The sequence below is a fragment of the Celeribacter litoreus genome, from assembly GCF_020165855.1.
Classification (GTDB): domain Bacteria; phylum Pseudomonadota; class Alphaproteobacteria; order Rhodobacterales; family Rhodobacteraceae; genus Celeribacter; species Celeribacter litoreus.
In genome coordinates this window covers 1-16,015 of the sequence record NZ_JAIUFY010000012.1, presented here as the reverse complement: position 1 = coordinate 16,015, position 16,015 = coordinate 1, and the positions used below count along the sequence as shown (strand labels likewise).

Annotated in this window: 15 protein-coding genes and 1 tRNA gene; 6 read left to right on the top strand and 10 right to left on the bottom strand. The window is 58.4% G+C overall.

Features of this window, described 5'->3' with window-relative positions:
• Positions 1 to 260: 260 nt before the first annotated feature.
• A complete protein-coding gene (locus LA304_RS11715) occupies positions 261 to 1,778 on the top strand; it encodes an acetyl-CoA hydrolase/transferase family protein (protein ID WP_318010695.1) in 1,518 nt (505 codons plus the stop codon).
• 4 nt (positions 1,779 to 1,782) lie between these two features.
• Here LA304_RS11715 and LA304_RS11710 read toward each other — a convergent pair whose 3' ends face one another.
• The 3 genes from LA304_RS11710 to LA304_RS11700 all read right to left on the bottom strand — a co-directional run bounded on the left by LA304_RS11710 (position 1,783) and on the right by LA304_RS11700 (position 2,992).
• Positions 1,783 to 2,412, bottom strand: a complete 630-nt coding sequence (locus LA304_RS11710) for a nucleoside/nucleotide kinase family protein (RefSeq protein WP_224503340.1) — start codon at positions 2,410 to 2,412, stop codon at positions 1,783 to 1,785.
• 110 nt (positions 2,413 to 2,522) lie between these two features.
• A tRNA-Arg gene (locus tag LA304_RS11705) sits at positions 2,523 to 2,599 on the bottom strand.
• A gap of 81 nt (positions 2,600 to 2,680) precedes the next feature.
• Positions 2,681 to 2,992: an ETC complex I subunit gene (locus LA304_RS11700; protein ID WP_224503339.1), complete on the bottom strand. Its 312-nt coding sequence runs from the start codon at positions 2,990 to 2,992 to the stop codon at positions 2,681 to 2,683.
• Positions 2,993 to 3,372: 380 nt separating this feature from the next.
• Between LA304_RS11700 and uvrB the strand changes: the two genes are divergently transcribed.
• Both uvrB and LA304_RS11690 read left to right on the top strand, forming a co-directional pair.
• On the top strand, positions 3,373 to 5,553 hold the full coding sequence (gene uvrB / locus LA304_RS11695) for an excinuclease ABC subunit UvrB (protein ID WP_318010694.1): 2,181 nt from the start codon (positions 3,373 to 3,375) through the stop codon (positions 5,551 to 5,553).
• On the top strand, positions 5,550 to 6,185 hold the full coding sequence (locus LA304_RS11690) for a hypothetical protein (RefSeq protein WP_224503338.1): 636 nt from the start codon (positions 5,550 to 5,552) through the stop codon (positions 6,183 to 6,185). The genes uvrB and LA304_RS11690 overlap by 4 nt, the downstream gene beginning before the upstream one ends.
• 116 nt (positions 6,186 to 6,301) lie before the next feature.
• Here LA304_RS11690 and LA304_RS11685 read toward each other — a convergent pair whose 3' ends face one another.
• The 4 genes from LA304_RS11685 to LA304_RS11670 form a co-directional block, all read right to left on the bottom strand.
• On the bottom strand, positions 6,302 to 7,480 hold the full coding sequence (locus tag LA304_RS11685) for a mechanosensitive ion channel family protein (RefSeq protein ID WP_224503337.1): 1,179 nt from the start codon (positions 7,478 to 7,480) through the stop codon (positions 6,302 to 6,304).
• Between the two features lie 64 nt (positions 7,481 to 7,544).
• On the bottom strand, positions 7,545 to 7,844 hold the full coding sequence (locus LA304_RS11680) for a hypothetical protein (RefSeq protein ID WP_224503336.1): 300 nt from the start codon (positions 7,842 to 7,844) through the stop codon (positions 7,545 to 7,547).
• 172 nt (positions 7,845 to 8,016) lie between these two features.
• The gene (locus LA304_RS11675) at positions 8,017 to 8,583 is read right to left on the bottom strand and encodes a rhodanese-like domain-containing protein (protein WP_224503408.1); all 567 of its coding nucleotides are present in this window, start codon (positions 8,581 to 8,583) and stop codon (positions 8,017 to 8,019) included.
• 29 nt (positions 8,584 to 8,612) lie between these two features.
• Entirely contained in the window at positions 8,613 to 8,927 is a 315-nt protein-coding gene (locus LA304_RS11670; protein WP_224503335.1) for an antibiotic biosynthesis monooxygenase family protein, read from the bottom strand.
• Positions 8,928 to 9,062: 135 nt separating this feature from the next.
• Here LA304_RS11670 and LA304_RS11665 point away from each other — a divergent pair, with 135 nt between their 5' ends.
• Positions 9,063 to 9,557: a HugZ family pyridoxamine 5'-phosphate oxidase gene (locus LA304_RS11665; protein WP_224503334.1), complete on the top strand. Its 495-nt coding sequence runs from the start codon at positions 9,063 to 9,065 to the stop codon at positions 9,555 to 9,557.
• 56 nt (positions 9,558 to 9,613) lie between these two features.
• On the opposite strand, the gene LA304_RS11660 is transcribed toward LA304_RS11665, so the two are convergent.
• The 3 genes from LA304_RS11660 to LA304_RS11650 form a co-directional block, all read right to left on the bottom strand.
• Positions 9,614 to 11,902, bottom strand: coding sequence for a glycosyl hydrolase family 28-related protein (locus LA304_RS11660; RefSeq protein WP_224503333.1), 2,289 nt, complete (start codon positions 11,900 to 11,902; stop codon positions 9,614 to 9,616).
• Positions 11,903 to 12,061: 159 nt separating this feature from the next.
• Positions 12,062 to 12,457, bottom strand: a complete 396-nt coding sequence (locus LA304_RS11655) for a DUF4864 domain-containing protein (RefSeq protein ID WP_224503332.1) — start codon at positions 12,455 to 12,457, stop codon at positions 12,062 to 12,064.
• A gap of 117 nt (positions 12,458 to 12,574) precedes the next feature.
• Positions 12,575 to 14,218 carry a lysine--tRNA ligase gene (locus tag LA304_RS11650; RefSeq protein WP_224503331.1) on the bottom strand — a complete coding sequence of 548 codons (1,644 nt, stop codon included), beginning with the start codon at positions 14,216 to 14,218 and terminating at the stop codon, positions 12,575 to 12,577.
• A gap of 114 nt (positions 14,219 to 14,332) precedes the next feature.
• Between LA304_RS11650 and LA304_RS11645 the strand changes: the two genes are divergently transcribed.
• Positions 14,333 to 14,767, top strand: a complete 435-nt coding sequence (locus LA304_RS11645) for a tellurite resistance TerB family protein (protein WP_224503330.1) — start codon at positions 14,333 to 14,335, stop codon at positions 14,765 to 14,767.
• 1 nt (position 14,768) lies between these two features.
• The gene (locus tag LA304_RS11640; protein ID WP_224503329.1) at positions 14,769 to 15,395 is read left to right on the top strand and encodes a DsbA family protein; all 627 of its coding nucleotides are present in this window, start codon (positions 14,769 to 14,771) and stop codon (positions 15,393 to 15,395) included.
• Positions 15,396 to 16,015 lie beyond the last annotated feature (620 nt).

Genomic DNA, 16,015 nt, shown 5'->3' with positions numbered 1-16,015 from the left:
TCAAACGTTAGAACACCGCTGGTCCGCAACACTGCGGGCCAGTTTTTCTTTGCAAAATAGACATCGAAGCCCTTTGCAAAGGTTCTTATTGTGATAATTTTTGCAAATTATATTCACCAATTTTGTGCAAAATCACACAAGGGGATTGCCTCCTGATCTTGTGACTAGAACACCCCCTTGGCGGGCACATACATATTCCGAAACGCATCGAAGGGAGCGCTACGTCCTGAGTCTCCGTTCGCCGCCATCGCATTTCGGGAGTGTCTCTTTTGTCCAATCGCCCAGTTCCGTCTCATCTAAAGTCCAAAGTCATGTCCGCACAGGACGCCGCCGCGCTCGTCACCAACGGCGCGACCGTCGGCATGAGCGGCTTCACAGGCTCCGGCTACCCCAAAGAGGTGCCCCTCGCCCTCGCCGCGCGGATCGAGCAGGAACACGCGGCGGGCCATCCCTTCCGGATCAAGATCTGGTCCGGCGCCTCCACGGGTCCGGAGCTGGACGGTGCTCTCGCAAAAGCGGACGGCATCGACTTCCGCCTGCCCTACAACTCCGACCCGATCGCCCGTGAGAAGATCAACGAGGGCGAGATGAACTACTTCGACATGCACCTGTCCCAAGTCGCCCCGATGGCGTGGCAGGGATTTCTCGGCAAACTCGACACCGCCGTTGTCGAAATTTCGGGGATCACGCCCGAAGGCGACCTCATTCCGTCGTCCTCCATCGGCAACAACAAGACATGGCTCGAGTGCGCTGACAAAATCATCCTCGAACTCAATTCGTGGCAGAGCGAGCACCTCAACGGGATGCATGACATCTACTACGGCACCGCACTTCCCCCCGCGCGCGTGCCGATCCCACTCATGCATTCGGACGACCGCATCGGGCAGCCACATTTCAAGGTCGACCCGTCCAAAATCGTTGCCATCGTCGAGACCGACACACCGGACCGGAACGCGCCCTTCGCGAAGCCCGACAAAACCGCGCTCGACATCGCGGGGCACCTGCTCGAATTCCTGACGCATGAACTCAAGATGGGCCGCATGCCGAAGGAACTCTTGCCGCTGCAATCCGGCGTGGGCAACGTCACGAACGCCGTGCTCGCAGGTCTTCTCGACAGCCCGTTCGAGAACATGACCGCTTTCACAGAAGTGATCCAGGACGGCATGCTCGACATGCTCGACGCGGGCAAACTGCGCATGGCGTCCGCCACCGCATTCTCCCTCTCCCCCGAGGCTGCAGAGCGGTTCAACGCAGAGGCGCATCGCTATCGGGACAAACTGATCCTGCGCCCGCAGGAGATCTCCAACCACCCCGAACTCGTCCGCCGCCTCGGCTGTGTCGCCATGAACGGCCTGATCGAAGCCGACATCTACGGCAATGTGAACTCCACCCACGTCATGGGGTCGCGCATCATGAACGGGATCGGTGGCTCCGGCGACTTTGCCCGCAATGCGTTCCTGTCGATCTTTATGACCCCCTCCACGGCGAAAGGCGGCGCGATCTCCGCAATCGTTCCGATGGCGAGCCACGTGGACCATATCAATCAGGATGTGCAGGTGATCGTCACCGAACAGGGCCTCGCCGACCTGCGCGGCCTCGACCCGAAGGACAAGGCCGAAAAGATCATCGCCAACTGCGCGCATCCGGCCTATCGCGACCAACTCCGCGACTATTTTGAGCGCGCGAAGAAGAGCTCCTTCGGCGGCCATGCCCCGCATGATTTGCGCGAGGCACTGAGCTGGCACCAGCGCTTCGTGGATACGGGCTCTATGCTCTAAAACCTTAGAGGCGGGCGTAAAAGTCCGCCTTCAGACTGTTCTTGAGGACGACCTCGGCATTGAGGAGATCGTTCCCCTCGGCCTTCCTCTTTGCCTCTTCGACTGTGTAGCCGTGGCCAAGCCAGCGCTCCATCAACCGCGCGCGAAGCGTCTCCGTCGGGACGTCGAGGAAAATCGTGAAATCCCAAAGCTGCGCCAAGTCTCGCCACACCGGCGCGTCAAGAAGGAGGTAGTTTCCCTCCACCACGACACTCTGACAGCTCTCCGGCACCACACCCGCACCCGCAATCGCGATCTCACGTGAGCGGTCAAAGATCGGGTAGATGACTTCTCCACCCTCGCCGAGCGCCTTGATCAGTCGCACAAACCCCTTCGAGTCGAACGTCTCAGCCGCGCCCTTGCGGGCCAAGAGACCACGCTCTGTCAGAATACGATCATCGAGGTGAAACCCGTCCATCGGCACCACACAGGCCTCATCACCCTGCGCCGTCAAACGCTCCGCCACCGCCTCCGCCAAGGTGGATTTACCAGACGCCGGCGCCCCCACGAGCGCAATCAAGCGACGTATGCCACCTTTCGGAGCCTGCTGAACCTGCTCGAAAATCTGATCCGCCTGAGATGCGATATCGGTCACGATTGTTCCTCCCGTCTCGAGACCACAGCCGTTTCAGCATACGCCAACTCGGAGCCAGCCCGCAAACAACAGCTTGCAGCATCGAAGCACGATTTCATTGAGAGAGAAAGTGGCGATCCCTTGAGGACTCGAACCCCAAACCTGCTGATTAGAAGTCAGCTGCTCTATCCAGTTGAGCTAAGGGACCGCACGTATCAGGCATTGATGCCCGAGGTCAAAAAAGCGCCGGAACATACCGGCGCTTGAAGTCTTTAGAAAGCAATCCGGCTCAGTGAGTCCAGGGAGCGCGTCTGTTGGTCGCAAAGTTTTCGCCGTAGCCACCGGGGCGCACGTTGTGCTGGCGGTTGTGCGGTTCTTGCACGACGTAGTCGAGGCCCTTCTGTTCAGCATAGGCAATCGCCTGCTCTTTGCTGTCAAAGGTCATACGAACCTGGGTCTGGGTGTCCTTGGACGAGGTCCAGCCCATGAGCGGGTCGATATCGCGGCTTTTGGCCGGTGCGAAATCGAGAAGCCAATGCTTTGTTTTGCCCTGGCCAGACTGCATGGCGTTGCGGGCGGGCTGGTAGATACGAGCGCGCATCGAGTGACTCCTTTTTGCCTTGAGGCGTTATCCCCGTTTCTGCGCAGGGTTTCAAGTGTTTCGCGGCACTCTCGGGTTGGTTCGAGGTCAGTTCCTGCAGGATGCTAAGGGAATGCACAGCGAAACTGTCCGACCGCCTGTGCTGACTTAGAGTCATTGGGGGGGGGAGCACTGGCTATCGGACAGTTATTGCTGCTTGCCCGTTTAGTTAGCCACGAAGGTAATGTTCTGGCAAGAAGTATTATCGCTAAAGTTGTATATACCTCATAATCGCACGCATTAGTGGTAAACACCCATTAACCATCGCACAGGCTTCCCCGAAAACTTGATATGAGAACAAAAAGGGACAATTTAAGAGCGGTGCGACTCAAGGAGCTCCCATGGACCCGCTGATGATGACCGATCCCCCGAAAGATCTGAAGAACCGCCCCAAGCTCGAGGGCGGCAAGAAGTTTGTCATGCATAGCGAGTTTGAACCGTCGGGCGACCAGCCGACGGCGATCAAGGAATTGTCGGAGGCGATTGAAGCAGGCGAAACCGATCAGGTCCTTCTCGGCGCGACCGGCACGGGCAAGACCTTCACCATGGCGAAGGTGATCGAACAGACCCAGCGTCCGGCGATTATCCTCGCCCCGAACAAAACGCTCGCCGCGCAGCTTTACGGGGAGTTCAAAGGCTTCTTCCCCGAGAACGCCGTCGAATATTTCGTCTCCTATTACGACTACTATCAGCCGGAGGCCTATGTCCCGCGCTCGGACACCTTTATCGAGAAGGAAAGCCAGATTAACGAACAGATCGACCGCATGCGCCACGCCGCGACGCGCTCTCTGCTCGAACGCGACGACGTGATCATCGTGGCCTCCGTCTCCTGTATCTACGGCCTCGGCTCGCCCGAGCTCTACATGGCGATGACCATCGACCTGATGATGGGGCAGGACTACGACCAGCGCGAACTCATGGGCCAACTGGTCGAACTCCAATACCGCCGCAATGACACCGGATTTGACCGTGGCTCCTTCCGCGTGCGGGGCGACAGTCTCGAGATTTGGCCCGCACACATGGAGGACCGCGCGTGGAAGCTGTCGTTCTTTGGCGAAGAGCTTGAGAGCATCACCGAATTTGATCCGCTGACGGGCAAAAAAACCGACACGCTAGAACAGGTCCGCGTCTACGCGAATTCGCACTATGTGACGCCGAAACCGACGATCAAACAGGCGATCAACGGGATCAAGGCGGAGCTGAAACAACAACTCATCAAATTCACCGATGAGGGCAAATTGCTAGAGGCGCAACGCCTTGAGCAGCGCACGAATTTCGACCTTGAGATGCTGGAGGCCTCGGGCTTCTGCAACGGGATCGAGAACTATTCCCGCTACCTCACCGGCCGCGCCCCGGGCGAGCCGCCGCCCACCCTCTTTGAATTCATCCCCGACAACGCAATCGTATTCGCCGACGAGAGCCACGTCTCTGTGCCGCAGATCGGCGGGATGTATCGGGGCGACTTCCGGCGCAAATCGACACTGGCGGAGCACGGCTTCCGCCTGCCGTCCTGCATGGACAACCGCCCGCTCAAGTTCGAGGAATGGGACGCCATGCGCCCGCAATCCGTCTTCGTCTCCGCCACCCCCGCGAAATGGGAGATGGAGCAGACGGGCGGCGTTTTTGTCGAACAGATCATCCGCCCCACCGGCCTCCTCGACCCCGTCGTGGAAATCCGCCCCGTGGACACGCAGGTCGACGACCTTCTGGACGAAGCCAAGAAGATGGCAGAGATCGGTCGCCGTGTCCTCGTCACCACGCTGACCAAGCGCATGGCCGAGGACCTCACCGAATACCTCCACGAACAGGGCGTCCGCGTGCGCTACATGCACTCCGACATTGACACCATCGAACGCATCGAAATTCTGCGCGACCTGCGCCTCGGCGCGTTTGACGTGCTCATCGGGATCAACCTCTTGCGCGAGGGTCTCGACATCCCCGAGTGCGGCCTCGTCGCCATTCTCGACGCGGACAAAGAGGGCTTCCTGCGCTCGGAAACCTCTCTCATCCAGACCATCGGCCGCGCCGCGCGGAACGCCGAAGGCCGCGTGATCCTCTACGCCGACAAGATCACAGGCTCCATGCAACGCGCCATGGACGAAACCGACCGCCGCCGCGCCCGCCAGATGGCCTACAACGAAGAACACGGCATCACGCCGCAGACCGTGAAAAAGAACGTCGACGACATCCTCGCCGGCCTCTACCAAGGCGACGTCGACATGAACCGCGTCACCGCCACCATCGACCGACCGGCGGCAGGTCAGAATTTGCAGGCCGTTTTGGAAGGCCTCAAAACCGACATGCGCGTCGCCGCCGAGAATTTGGAATTCGAAGAAGCCGCCCGCCTCCGCGACGAAATCAAACGCCTCGAAACCGTCGATCTGGTCCTCCACGACGACCCGCTCGCGCGTCAGTCAGCGGTGGACGATGCGGTGGCGGATGCAAAGGCGAAGAGTGGACGGTCGACGGCTGGGAGACCGGGGATGCGGGGTGGTAAGGCTGGACGGGGGCGGAAGAAGTGAAATCACAACAATCCGTCCGTGACCCTAGTCTTCCACTAGAACAAAGCACTAGCGACACTTTCAGTATTTTTTACAGACGCGCCTGCCGTTTTGAGGAAAACTGGGATGATTTGGAGCGACAGTATGATCTAAGCAAATTAGTCATTCATCAGAATGGTGCCTCGCTTCATGCTGAGGGGCTAGAACCAAATATTCATAGAATTAAGGGGCTCTATTTAGATTTTCGAGTTTTTGAATTAACGGACCAGACACAATTCAAGCGTGTAGCCAATAAAATTGACCGACACTTTGCCTATCCTGATGTAATTGATCTGACAAGAAGACTGCGTGCGACGTGGAATACAGCACCCGGCGTCGTGACATGGAGCGGCTTCAGTGCTCAAGAACTATTAGATACAGCGTTTTACTCTCTCCTCTTCCATTCAGACGACATGGAAAAGCTAAAGAAAATAGAAGATTTTTTAGCAAGATCAGATGAATTGACCATGCACAGCCTAATCCTCATCGACATAAGACATCGAGTGGATTGTATTCGCTGGCTCAGACATCTGCTCACACCATTCAGCGCAGGTGAGCAGAAGCTCAACATGGAACAGAGACTGTCTTCACTTCCGTACACACCTCGATCTTAATTGCCCAAATCTCTGATTTGGGCATGCGCCTAACCCTCCCCCCAGGGGAGGGCGCGTTTCACTCCCCCACCCCTAGGGTCAGGCGCGGGGTTTGATGGATAGGGCTGCGCTCAATCTCACTCCGCCGCTAGCCCCTTCCCGAACGGGCCACCCCCGCTCGGGGTCTCGCCCTTGATCTCGAAGCTCGCCCGTGTCCGTGGCAGTGCGTGCGGATGCGCGCCTTGGAGCCACGTCAGGAGTTTCTCCCGCACTTCGCAGCGCAACTCCCACAACCTCGGCGACGTCCGCGCGGACATCAGGCCCCGCAATTCGACCACGTCCGACGCGCTGTCAACGACTTGCAGGTTCACCACCTGCCCGTCCCAATAGTCGCTCTCCTCGACGAACTCTTTCACTTTTGAGCGGATCGCATCAATCGGGGCGGTGTAGTCCACGCGCCACATGACCGCGCCGATGACGTTGGTGCTGTCGCGGGTCCAGTTCTCGAACGGGTTTTCAATGAAGTAGGTGAGCGGCACCACGAGCCTGCGCCAGTCCCAGATGCGGATGACAACATAGGTGGCCGTGATCTCTTCGATCCAACCCCATTCGCCCTCGACAATCACCACATCGTTGATGCGGATGGGCTGGGTGAGCGCGATCTGGATGCCGGCGAAGACGTTCGAGAGCACGGGCCGCGCCGCGATACCGATCACGAGACCGGCGACACCGGCGGAGGCAAAGAGACCCGTTCCGATCTCCCGCACGCCGGGGAAGGTGAGGAGAATGCCGCCCGCCGTGAACAGGAAGATCGTGAAGAACAACACCTGCCGCAGCACCCGCAATTGGGTGAGCGTCTTGCGCGCGGTCAGGTTTTCCTCGTCGTCGGTCGCATAGCGGCTCATCGCTCGGGAGGTGAAATGGTTCGCGACGATATAGGTCGCCCAGCCGAGCGTGAGGATGAAAATGATCCCCATCCCGTGCCGGATATTGGCGAGCCACGCAGAGGGCAACGACACGAGCGGCAGCACGATCATCAGCGACAGAAACACCGCCATGAGCCGCATCGGCACAAGCGCCTGGCGCATCGTGACCCGCGCGACGTGAGAGCGGTCGGAAAAGGCGCGCCTGATGATGGCGCGAAGACCCCAATTGACAGCCAACCCGACGAGGACGGCCGCAACAACGACCGCCACATCCACGAAGAAGTAGTCGAGCCTTCTGACGAAGGCTTCGGCTTGGGATAAGAACTCCTGAAAGGTCAAAACTTGGGCTGGCCTCGCGATCCGGTCATTGTTTGCACATGCAGCACTCATGACCAAACGCAGCGAGATGCGCTCGGGTTCCCAAGAAAAGTTCAGATGCCGTTCGGATCGCCGATCAGTTTTCCCATTCTAGCACGACGTCATAACCCATGGGGGTCGGCATTTCTTGCAGGCAATCTGCCATGGACCCCCAGATTTCACGAACCTTCGCCATGTTCCTATTCGAGGCTTCTTCGCTGTCGAGAACCGCGACGATATAGCCGCTGTTGTCCGAATTCACGACGTTCAGAAACCTTTGCATCCCATGAAGCGCCATGATCTGGCCCTTCATGCCATTGATCTTTTTCGTGGCGACGTCGCGCATGCCTGGTTTCAACTGATACGGGGTCACGCGTGCAAAGCTGGCTTTTCCCATTGGTTTTCCTCCCCAAAACCTGTGGCGGGCGCGCTTTGGCATTTCTTGGCAGTCTTTGTGCCTCACGCGCACCGAAGCCCTTAGCATAGCGAAACCGCGCCGAGAGTCCCGACGCGGCGCAGCAATGTGAGGCGATCAGGCAAGCTACTGCCGATACGTCGTTTCGCGCGATTTACTCCCCCGTAACGCTCAAACCCAGCATCCGCCAGACCTGCATCCCGCCACGGTAATAGTGGATTTTCTCGGCCGGAAATCCCGCCTCGATCATCCGGCGCGCGGCGGTCGGGGATTGCCCGCACCACGGCCCGTTGCAATAGAGCGCGACGGTTTTGATGTCGTCCCCCTCGCAGATGAAGCCCTCGAAATCCGGCTCACACCCAAGCTCTCCGAGACGGTCGGCAGCCTCCGTGTAGGGCATGTGGATCGCCCCCGGGATGGCTCCCCCGTCAAAGTCCGGTTTCACGCGGCTGTCGAGCACCATCGCGTTCGGGTCCTGCAACATCGCGATGAGTTCAAGCTCTCCAATGGTGGTCACGCCCTCCGCCGGTGTCATCGGCTGAATGCAGAAATTCGGGCAGGGCCGCGAAGTGAGCGCCCAGTCGCCGCTCAGGGTGTTGGCGTTGTCCTGAATGCGCGAGATTTCAATCGGTCCGGATGGCGTCTCAATCGTCGCCGCCATCATGTTCGGTGTAATTCCGACGGGATCGGCAAACGCCGCCCCGGATGCGGCCGCACACATGATCGCGGCCGCCGTAATAGCTTTTCGTTTCAATAAATCCCCTCCACTTCATACATCACGGGTTCGAAATTCTTGCACATCCCGTTGATTTCTCTGTTCCGGCGCCGCATCTCGTCAGAGCGCAACATGGCTTGGTAATCTTCACGCTTTTCCCATTGGGAATAGTTCGCGATCCGCGTCTGCGCGTCATTGATATGCAGCGCGGCCGAGATAAAGCCCGGAAACGTAGAGACCACTTCAGCATAGGCTGCCTGCAACGCGTCCATGAGATCATGCGCCATACCAGGTGTGGTCTCGAACGTGGTGATGACGGTTTGGTGGCCGGAATTTTTGGTGACTTGCATCTTTGTCTCCTCCCTAGACAGATCCGCTAACCCAATCATAACACGAAATGTTAGCGTCATAGCCAGCACGGAATTCAATGAGCGTCGCAACGCCGCAGTTCTTGCATGCCGCGACCGCGACGCTAATCTCGCCCCATGACAGAGAAACCAACCTCGCCTATCCGCCCCACAGACGACGACGCGCGCGCCCTCGCAGGGGCGCTCGTCCGTGACGCACGGATTGCATCCCTCGCGTTCATTGCGCCGGACACAGGCATGCCGACTGTGACGCGGGTTGCCTTCGGCCTCGGTCATGATGGAAGCTGGCTGACGCTCATCTCTTCTCTATCGGCCCATACCCGCGCATTGAAAGAAGACGCGCGTGTCGGCCTCCTCCTCGGCGAAGCGCCGCAAAAGGGCGACCCGCTGGCCTTTCCGCGCCTATCTGTGAGTGCCGAGGCCGCCTTCATCGAGCGAGTGTCTGACGACCACACCGCCTATCGCGACGCGTGGCTCACACATCACCCGAAGGCGCAGCTTTATGTGGATTTCGCGGATTTCACCTTCGTGCGCTTCACACCGCTGAGCGCCGATCTCAATGGCGGGTTCGGGAAGGCCTATCACCTCACCGCCGACGATCTCCGGCCCTGAACGAAAAAAAGCCGGGCACTTTCGCACCCGGCTGCACTCGTTACAAACATATCACGTCAGAGCGGGCGATCGACCCGCGCGACCATCTGAATCTTACCTTGGACAGGTTCGGGGAAGGTCAGTCGAACCTGATTGGACTCGGCGCCGTAATTCACCGTCGCATAGGGCGTCGCGAAAACATCGTTCCCGTAGGCGTTCGTCAGGCCGTTTCGGACAACGAGGCTCTCCACCACACGCGCCCATCCTCCGAACGGCAAATAGCCCGACGGATCAAGTACCCAATTGGTCGCAGCCGTGTCCTGCGTGAACTCGAGCGAACACGGGTTAATCGTGTTCTGGTCAATGCCGTTGAACGTATTTCCGGCAAAGGTGACATTGCGCATCAGGCTGTAGTCGAGGTCCGCGAAGGTCGTGTCGACCTTCTCGATGCGGTCGATTTTGCCGTTGAGCGATTTGAACACGTTGTTCTGAACCGAGAGGCCCTGAATGTAGTGATCTGTGCCATAGGGCGTCACCACAATGAATGCGAAATCCGTCGTACTGTCGTTGACGGTGAAGATATTGCCCGTGATGGTGAGCCCGCCAAACGCATACTCGGACCCAAAGTCAGGCTCCGCGTCGTGCTCGTTCGTCATCTCGATGAAGGCGTTATCAATGTAGTTGCCGGTGATGATCGACTTCGCATTGGCGTAGGTGAACACCAAACCCGCCGAGCGCGGGCTCGCCGTTTCGTTATCACCCTGAAACCAGTGGTTGCCGGTGATCAGGTGGCCGTTGCCATAGATGATCCCCGTGTGGCCGAAGCGCTGGAACCGGTTGTCGCGGATTTTGCCGTCGTTGGCGTTGATGTTGAACGCAATCGAAGTGCGATCGACGACGGGCCAGCTTTGTTCGTTCGACACAAACGCCGTCCGGTCGATATGCAGGTCCTGACACCCGCCCCCGATGGACGTCACGCCACGATCCTTCGGCGATTTGATCGCGCAATCCGCGATGCGGAAGTTGTTGCCCGACGGCGGCAGCATCACGGCGGAGCAATGGCCATCACAGAGAAATTCCAACTGGAAGAGTTGGAACTGGGAACACTTGGACATGCCCGAGAAGTCGAGAATGTATTTGAAACGTTTGAACGTGTAGCTCTGCGTCGAATTCGCGCCATAGAGCGGTTGGTTGAGCGTGACCGTCTCTGTGGCGACATCGACGGCCCGCACATAGACCTCGCGCCCGACTCCGTTGCCGGTCACGAGACTCCCGACCTGAATGTTGGCGATATTGGCAACATTGGTGAGTTCACGTTGGTTGTTGGCGGAATAGCTCGCGGTGGAGGTGACTTCCTCGGTGTCCCATGCGCTCGACGATTCCGCGTTGAGCTGGCCGTTCTTCAGAAGACGACGCACCTCGAGCGTGCTCTTGCCCGTGATCGCAGCGATATCGAGCGGTTCAGTGAGTTCCACGCGCCGCCCGCAGAGATCGAGGCTCTCGTGGTCCGTAAAGTTGAACAGCGCCTGAATACCGCGTTTGAGGCCCTCGACCTCGTCGCCGAACGCGTCTTTGTAGCTGTTCAGTTCGAAATTGTTGCGCAGCACCAAACGCGCACCGGATGGCATCGTCACCGTCCCGTCAAATCGCACATCGGTGTTAAAGGTCGTGGTGCTGCCGAGATAATAGGTGCCCTCCGGAACCAAAACCGTGCGGCCATTCGCGGCATCATTCGCCGCATCGAACGCGGCGGCGTCATCCGACACGCCATCGCCAATCGCACCGTAATCGCGAACGTCGATGATCCCCGTGCTGTCACGCAAGAAGAAGGACGAGACATCCTCGATCACGATGTCATCAATCCGCACCGTGCCGCCATTGGACCCCGTGAGATCGATCCCGAAATGGCCGTAGATCGGCGTAAGGCCCCACGGCATGTCGACACCTCCGCGCGTGCCGGAGCCGACGATCGCGGACACTTCGACCACCTCGCCATAGGAGGACAGCGCCACCTCAGACCCGATTTCCGTGAGACCGGAGACATGCGCGTTCGACGCATTTCCCGCCCAGCCCGCAATCCGCACGGAGGGCAAGTTGCCGGAAATCGCCTTCACCCGCGCCGTGATGCGCAGATACATCCCGGGAAGCAGAGGCGTTTCGCCCATGTAGCGGAGCTTCGTTTCCGTGTCGTTTTTAACGAGCTCAAGGCACCCACCAAAATCGGCATCCGCCGAGACGAGTGCCGCGTTCGCCGCCCCGTCATAGGTCGCGGAACCGGATGTTCCGTCTTCGCTGGACCACACGTCCAGACCAAATTCAAACGCTGGCGGCATGAGCGCCAACCCGTCAGTGACTGCCTTGTTCATCCGAACCCCTTTCGCATCCATGAAACCGGTGCACGGCCCTGCCCGACGCAGAGCCTGCACGTGACCCGAGATGTGAGAGGGTGTATCTTGAGGGGATAAGGATGGGCTTAAGTGACCGTGCGCAGAGGCACGGTCGGACGCAACGCCCCGGGGTGTTGATCAGACGGCTATGTCGGGGAGCGCGGTTGGTTCGACCCCGTCGATCTTCCAGCCGTCTTCAGTTTCGATCATGTAATACACATAGGCCTCGATGCGGCCGCTTTGCCCTTCGACAACCACAGTCTGCTGCACACGGCCGCCCGTCTCCTCACGCCCCATGAAGCGCGCGGATGTGTTGGACCAAATCGTCTCATATCCATTTTCGACCACATGCGCGAAGGTGTCAGGGGTGCCGAAGAACTCCCGAATGTTCGGGCTGGCATGACTCCACGCCCCGAGCACATCGCCTTCTCGGAACTCCGCCAGTTGATCGGAAATCACGTCTTCCAACGGGTCCGCCGCCAAGGGCGCGGCCCAAAGAGCCGTGACGAAAATAAGTGACTTGAGAGCAGACATGACGCACCTCCTGTATGAGAGGATACGCGAAAACATGTGGTTTCGGATCACTTTGAGCGCGCCCATAGAAAAAGGCGGCCCGAAGACCGCCTCTCATTCTTGGGTCAGAGCATTGGCTCAGGCCAGTTCGCCCTTGAGCCCTTTGTCCAGCAGGCCGATGGTTTCTTCGACACCATAGAGCGCGGCGAAAGACCCGAAACGCGGACCTTGGGATTGGCCGAGGAGCACTTCGTAGAGCGCCTTGAACCACTCGCGCAGGTTTTCGAACCCGTGGTTTTTACCAACCGCAAACACGATGGACTGGAGGAAATCGCCATCTGCGAAATCGGCCTCCGGCAGCGCCTCGTCGTTGCCCATAGCCGCGTTCTTTTTCGCGATCTGGTCGAGCGCAACCTCGGCAGACCCGAAAGCGGCCTTGAGATCTTCCATCGCTGCGCGTTCCTGATCGGTCGGCGCGCGGAAGGTTTTCTCCGGCTTCACGAAGTCGTTGTAGTAGCGCACGGCGTATCCTGCAGCGGCGTCGAGCTGCGGGTTGTGCTCCGGCGACGCATCCGGTGCGTAACGCTGGATAAAGCCCCAAAGCTGCTCCTTCTCTTCCGCACCGGCCACAGAGGCGAGGTTCAGAAGCATCGTGAACGGCACAACCATATCGGACGCCGGAACATTTTCGCCGTGGATGTGGAACACAGGGTTGTTTGCCTGCTGCGTCGCATCCTGCGTCGGATAGGCGCGGAGCTGTTGGTGATACTCGTCCATCGCCCGCGGGATCACGTCGAAGTACATCCGCTTCGCAGTCTTCGGCTTTTGATACATGAAGTAGCTGAGGCTCTCGGTCGAGGCATAGGTCAGCCACTCGTCGATCGTCAGACCATTGCCCGAGGATTTCGAGATTTTCTGGCCCTTGTCGTCGAGGAACAGCTCGTAGGTGAAGTGCTCCGGCTTCTTGCCGCCGAGGATTTCACAGATGCGATCGTAGATCGGCGTGTTGGTCGAGTGGTCTTTGCCATACATCTCGAAATCCACGCCAAGCGCCGCCCAGCGGGCGCCAAAGTCCGGCTTCCACTGTAGCTTCACGTTGCCGCCGGTCACAGGCAGGGTCCATTCGCGGCCGTCTTCGTCGTCAAAGGTGATCGTGTAATCGTCCTTGTTCACCGACTTCATCGGGACATAGAGCACACGGCCCGTCTCCGGATGGATCGGGAGAAAGATGGAATAGGTCGCCGCACGCTCGTCACGCAAGCTTTTGAGCATGACCTTCATCACGTCATCGTATTTGTCGACCGCGCGCTTCAGCACTTCGTCGAACTGACCGGACTTGTAGAACTCGGTCGCCGAATAGAATTCATACTCGAACCCGAAGGTGTCGAGGAAGCGGCGGAGCATGGCGTTGTTGTGGTGGCCAAAGCTCTCGAACTCTTCGAACGGATCGTAGACCGAGGTCAGCGGCTTCTGGATGTCCTCGGCGAGACGCTCTTGGTTCGGCACATTCCCCGGAATTTTGCGCATCCCGTCCATGTCGTCAGAGAAACAGATCAGGCGGGTCGGGATGTCGGAGATCACCTCGAACGCGCGACGGATCATCGTCGTGCGGAGCACTTCACCAAACGTCCCGATGTGCGGAAGACCCGACGGACCGTAACCCGTTTCAAAGAGCACATAGCCCTTCTTGTCCTTCGATTGCTCATACCGTTTGAGAACCTTCCGAGCCTCTTCGAAAGGCCAGGCTTTAGAGCTCATACCAGCGTCACGCAGGTCAGTCATGATCAAGCAATCCTTATCTCGCACGGGTCCATCCCGCAAAGCCCGCTTCCTATTGCTCCTACCCACTTACGTCAATATTGTTTGAGGAAACTTGCCCTACGAGAAATCAATAAAATGAACGGAATTCCCCACTCCCTGACCCCTCAGGACTGTCTTGTTGCCGTGATGATCGCGCAATCCCTGTCCGATGAGAACATCCGGACTGCGGAACTCGTAACCATCGAGAATATCGTCAACCATCTGCCCATCTTCGCGGACTACGATCCGGACCGAATCAAAATCGTGTCCTCGACCGTTTTCGACCTGTTCGCGGAAGAGGACGGCCTCGACGCTCTGTTTGGCCTGATCCGTGACAACCTGCCGGATTACCTGCATGAGACGGCCTATGCATTGGCCTGTGACGTGGCGGCGGCCGACGGGCACACCGGCGAAGCCGAACTGCGCCTGCTCGAAGAAATCCGGTATGAACTAAACATCAACCGCCTGCATGGGGCGGCCATCGAGCGCGGCGCGCGCGCACGCTACATGACGCTTCATCTGGACGCCTGATATGACCGAGACCACCAACGCTCCGCGCTTCACCTATCTCTATGACACCTATTGCGGCTGGTGCTACGCGGGCGCGCCCGTGATCACCGCCCTCATCGAGGCAGGTGGCGAAGTCGAGATGCGCCACCGCCTCCTGTTTGCTGCGGACCAAGCGCAGAGGATGGGCGACGGGCTTGGCCGCATGATCGAACAATATGACGCCCGCGCCGAGGCTCTGTCGGGCCAGCCGTTTTCCGACGCCTACCGCGAGAACGTCCTGCGCGCGCCCGATGAGTTACTCGACTCGACCCTGACGGCACAGGCCGCAGCCCTCGTACACGGGAAAGGCGCCAAATCCGAGATGGCCCTTGCGCGCCGTTTGCAAAAAGCGCGCTGGGAAGACGGTCGGTCCGCTCAAGATGCCGCTCATATGGAATCCATCCTGCGCGAAGAGTTCGGCGTCGACGCACCGCTCTCCACGGCAGAGGAGCCCGCGCGCGACATGGCCCGTTCCACTGAACAAATGATGCGGCAATACGGCCTGTCCGGTGTGCCGGTGCTCATCATGGAAAAAGACGGTACGCTCTATAACGTTGCCCTGTCCGACTACTATAAACAACCGGAACGGATCGCCGCGCTTCTGGAGTGAGCGTTCCCAACGCCGCAGTTCCCCAAAATCCGAAGATGCCGCCTCTCGAGGCGGCATTTTTTCGCTCAGTCGCCCCCGAAACTGGTTGCGCAAACAGCATGCCGCGCAGATTTGGCCCGAAAATTTATGTCAGCCAAACTGCCTGAGTCGGCTTTTTGAGGTGCTGCACCTGCACCCTGTTGAACCAAATGGACAAATTTATGCTTTTGAAAAAGAAAGTTTCACAAATACCAGAACTGACGCATCAAATATTCGCACTGCAGCATTTTCTAACCCTCTGTTAATGCTGGAATTTACTGGAACTGTAAAATAATTTTACAAAAATCCCGAAAAATCGGTGAATGTATTTACAAATAAACCGAGCGAGCGCAGCAAGTTACAAGAATTTTCACAACAAAGGGTGTAAACATTTTTGTGAGGAGGAGACCTGTTGTGATCGACGGGTCCATAATTTCGACTATTGGGAGGCGAAATGTCAGACGACAGCACCAAAATGACCGCCCCATCAGAGGACTTTGCCTCTCGGGCCCATATTAATGCGCAGACCTACGACGAGATGTACCGTCGTTCTGTTGAGGATCCGGTGAGTTTCTGGGCGGAGCAGGGGAAGGTTCTGGACT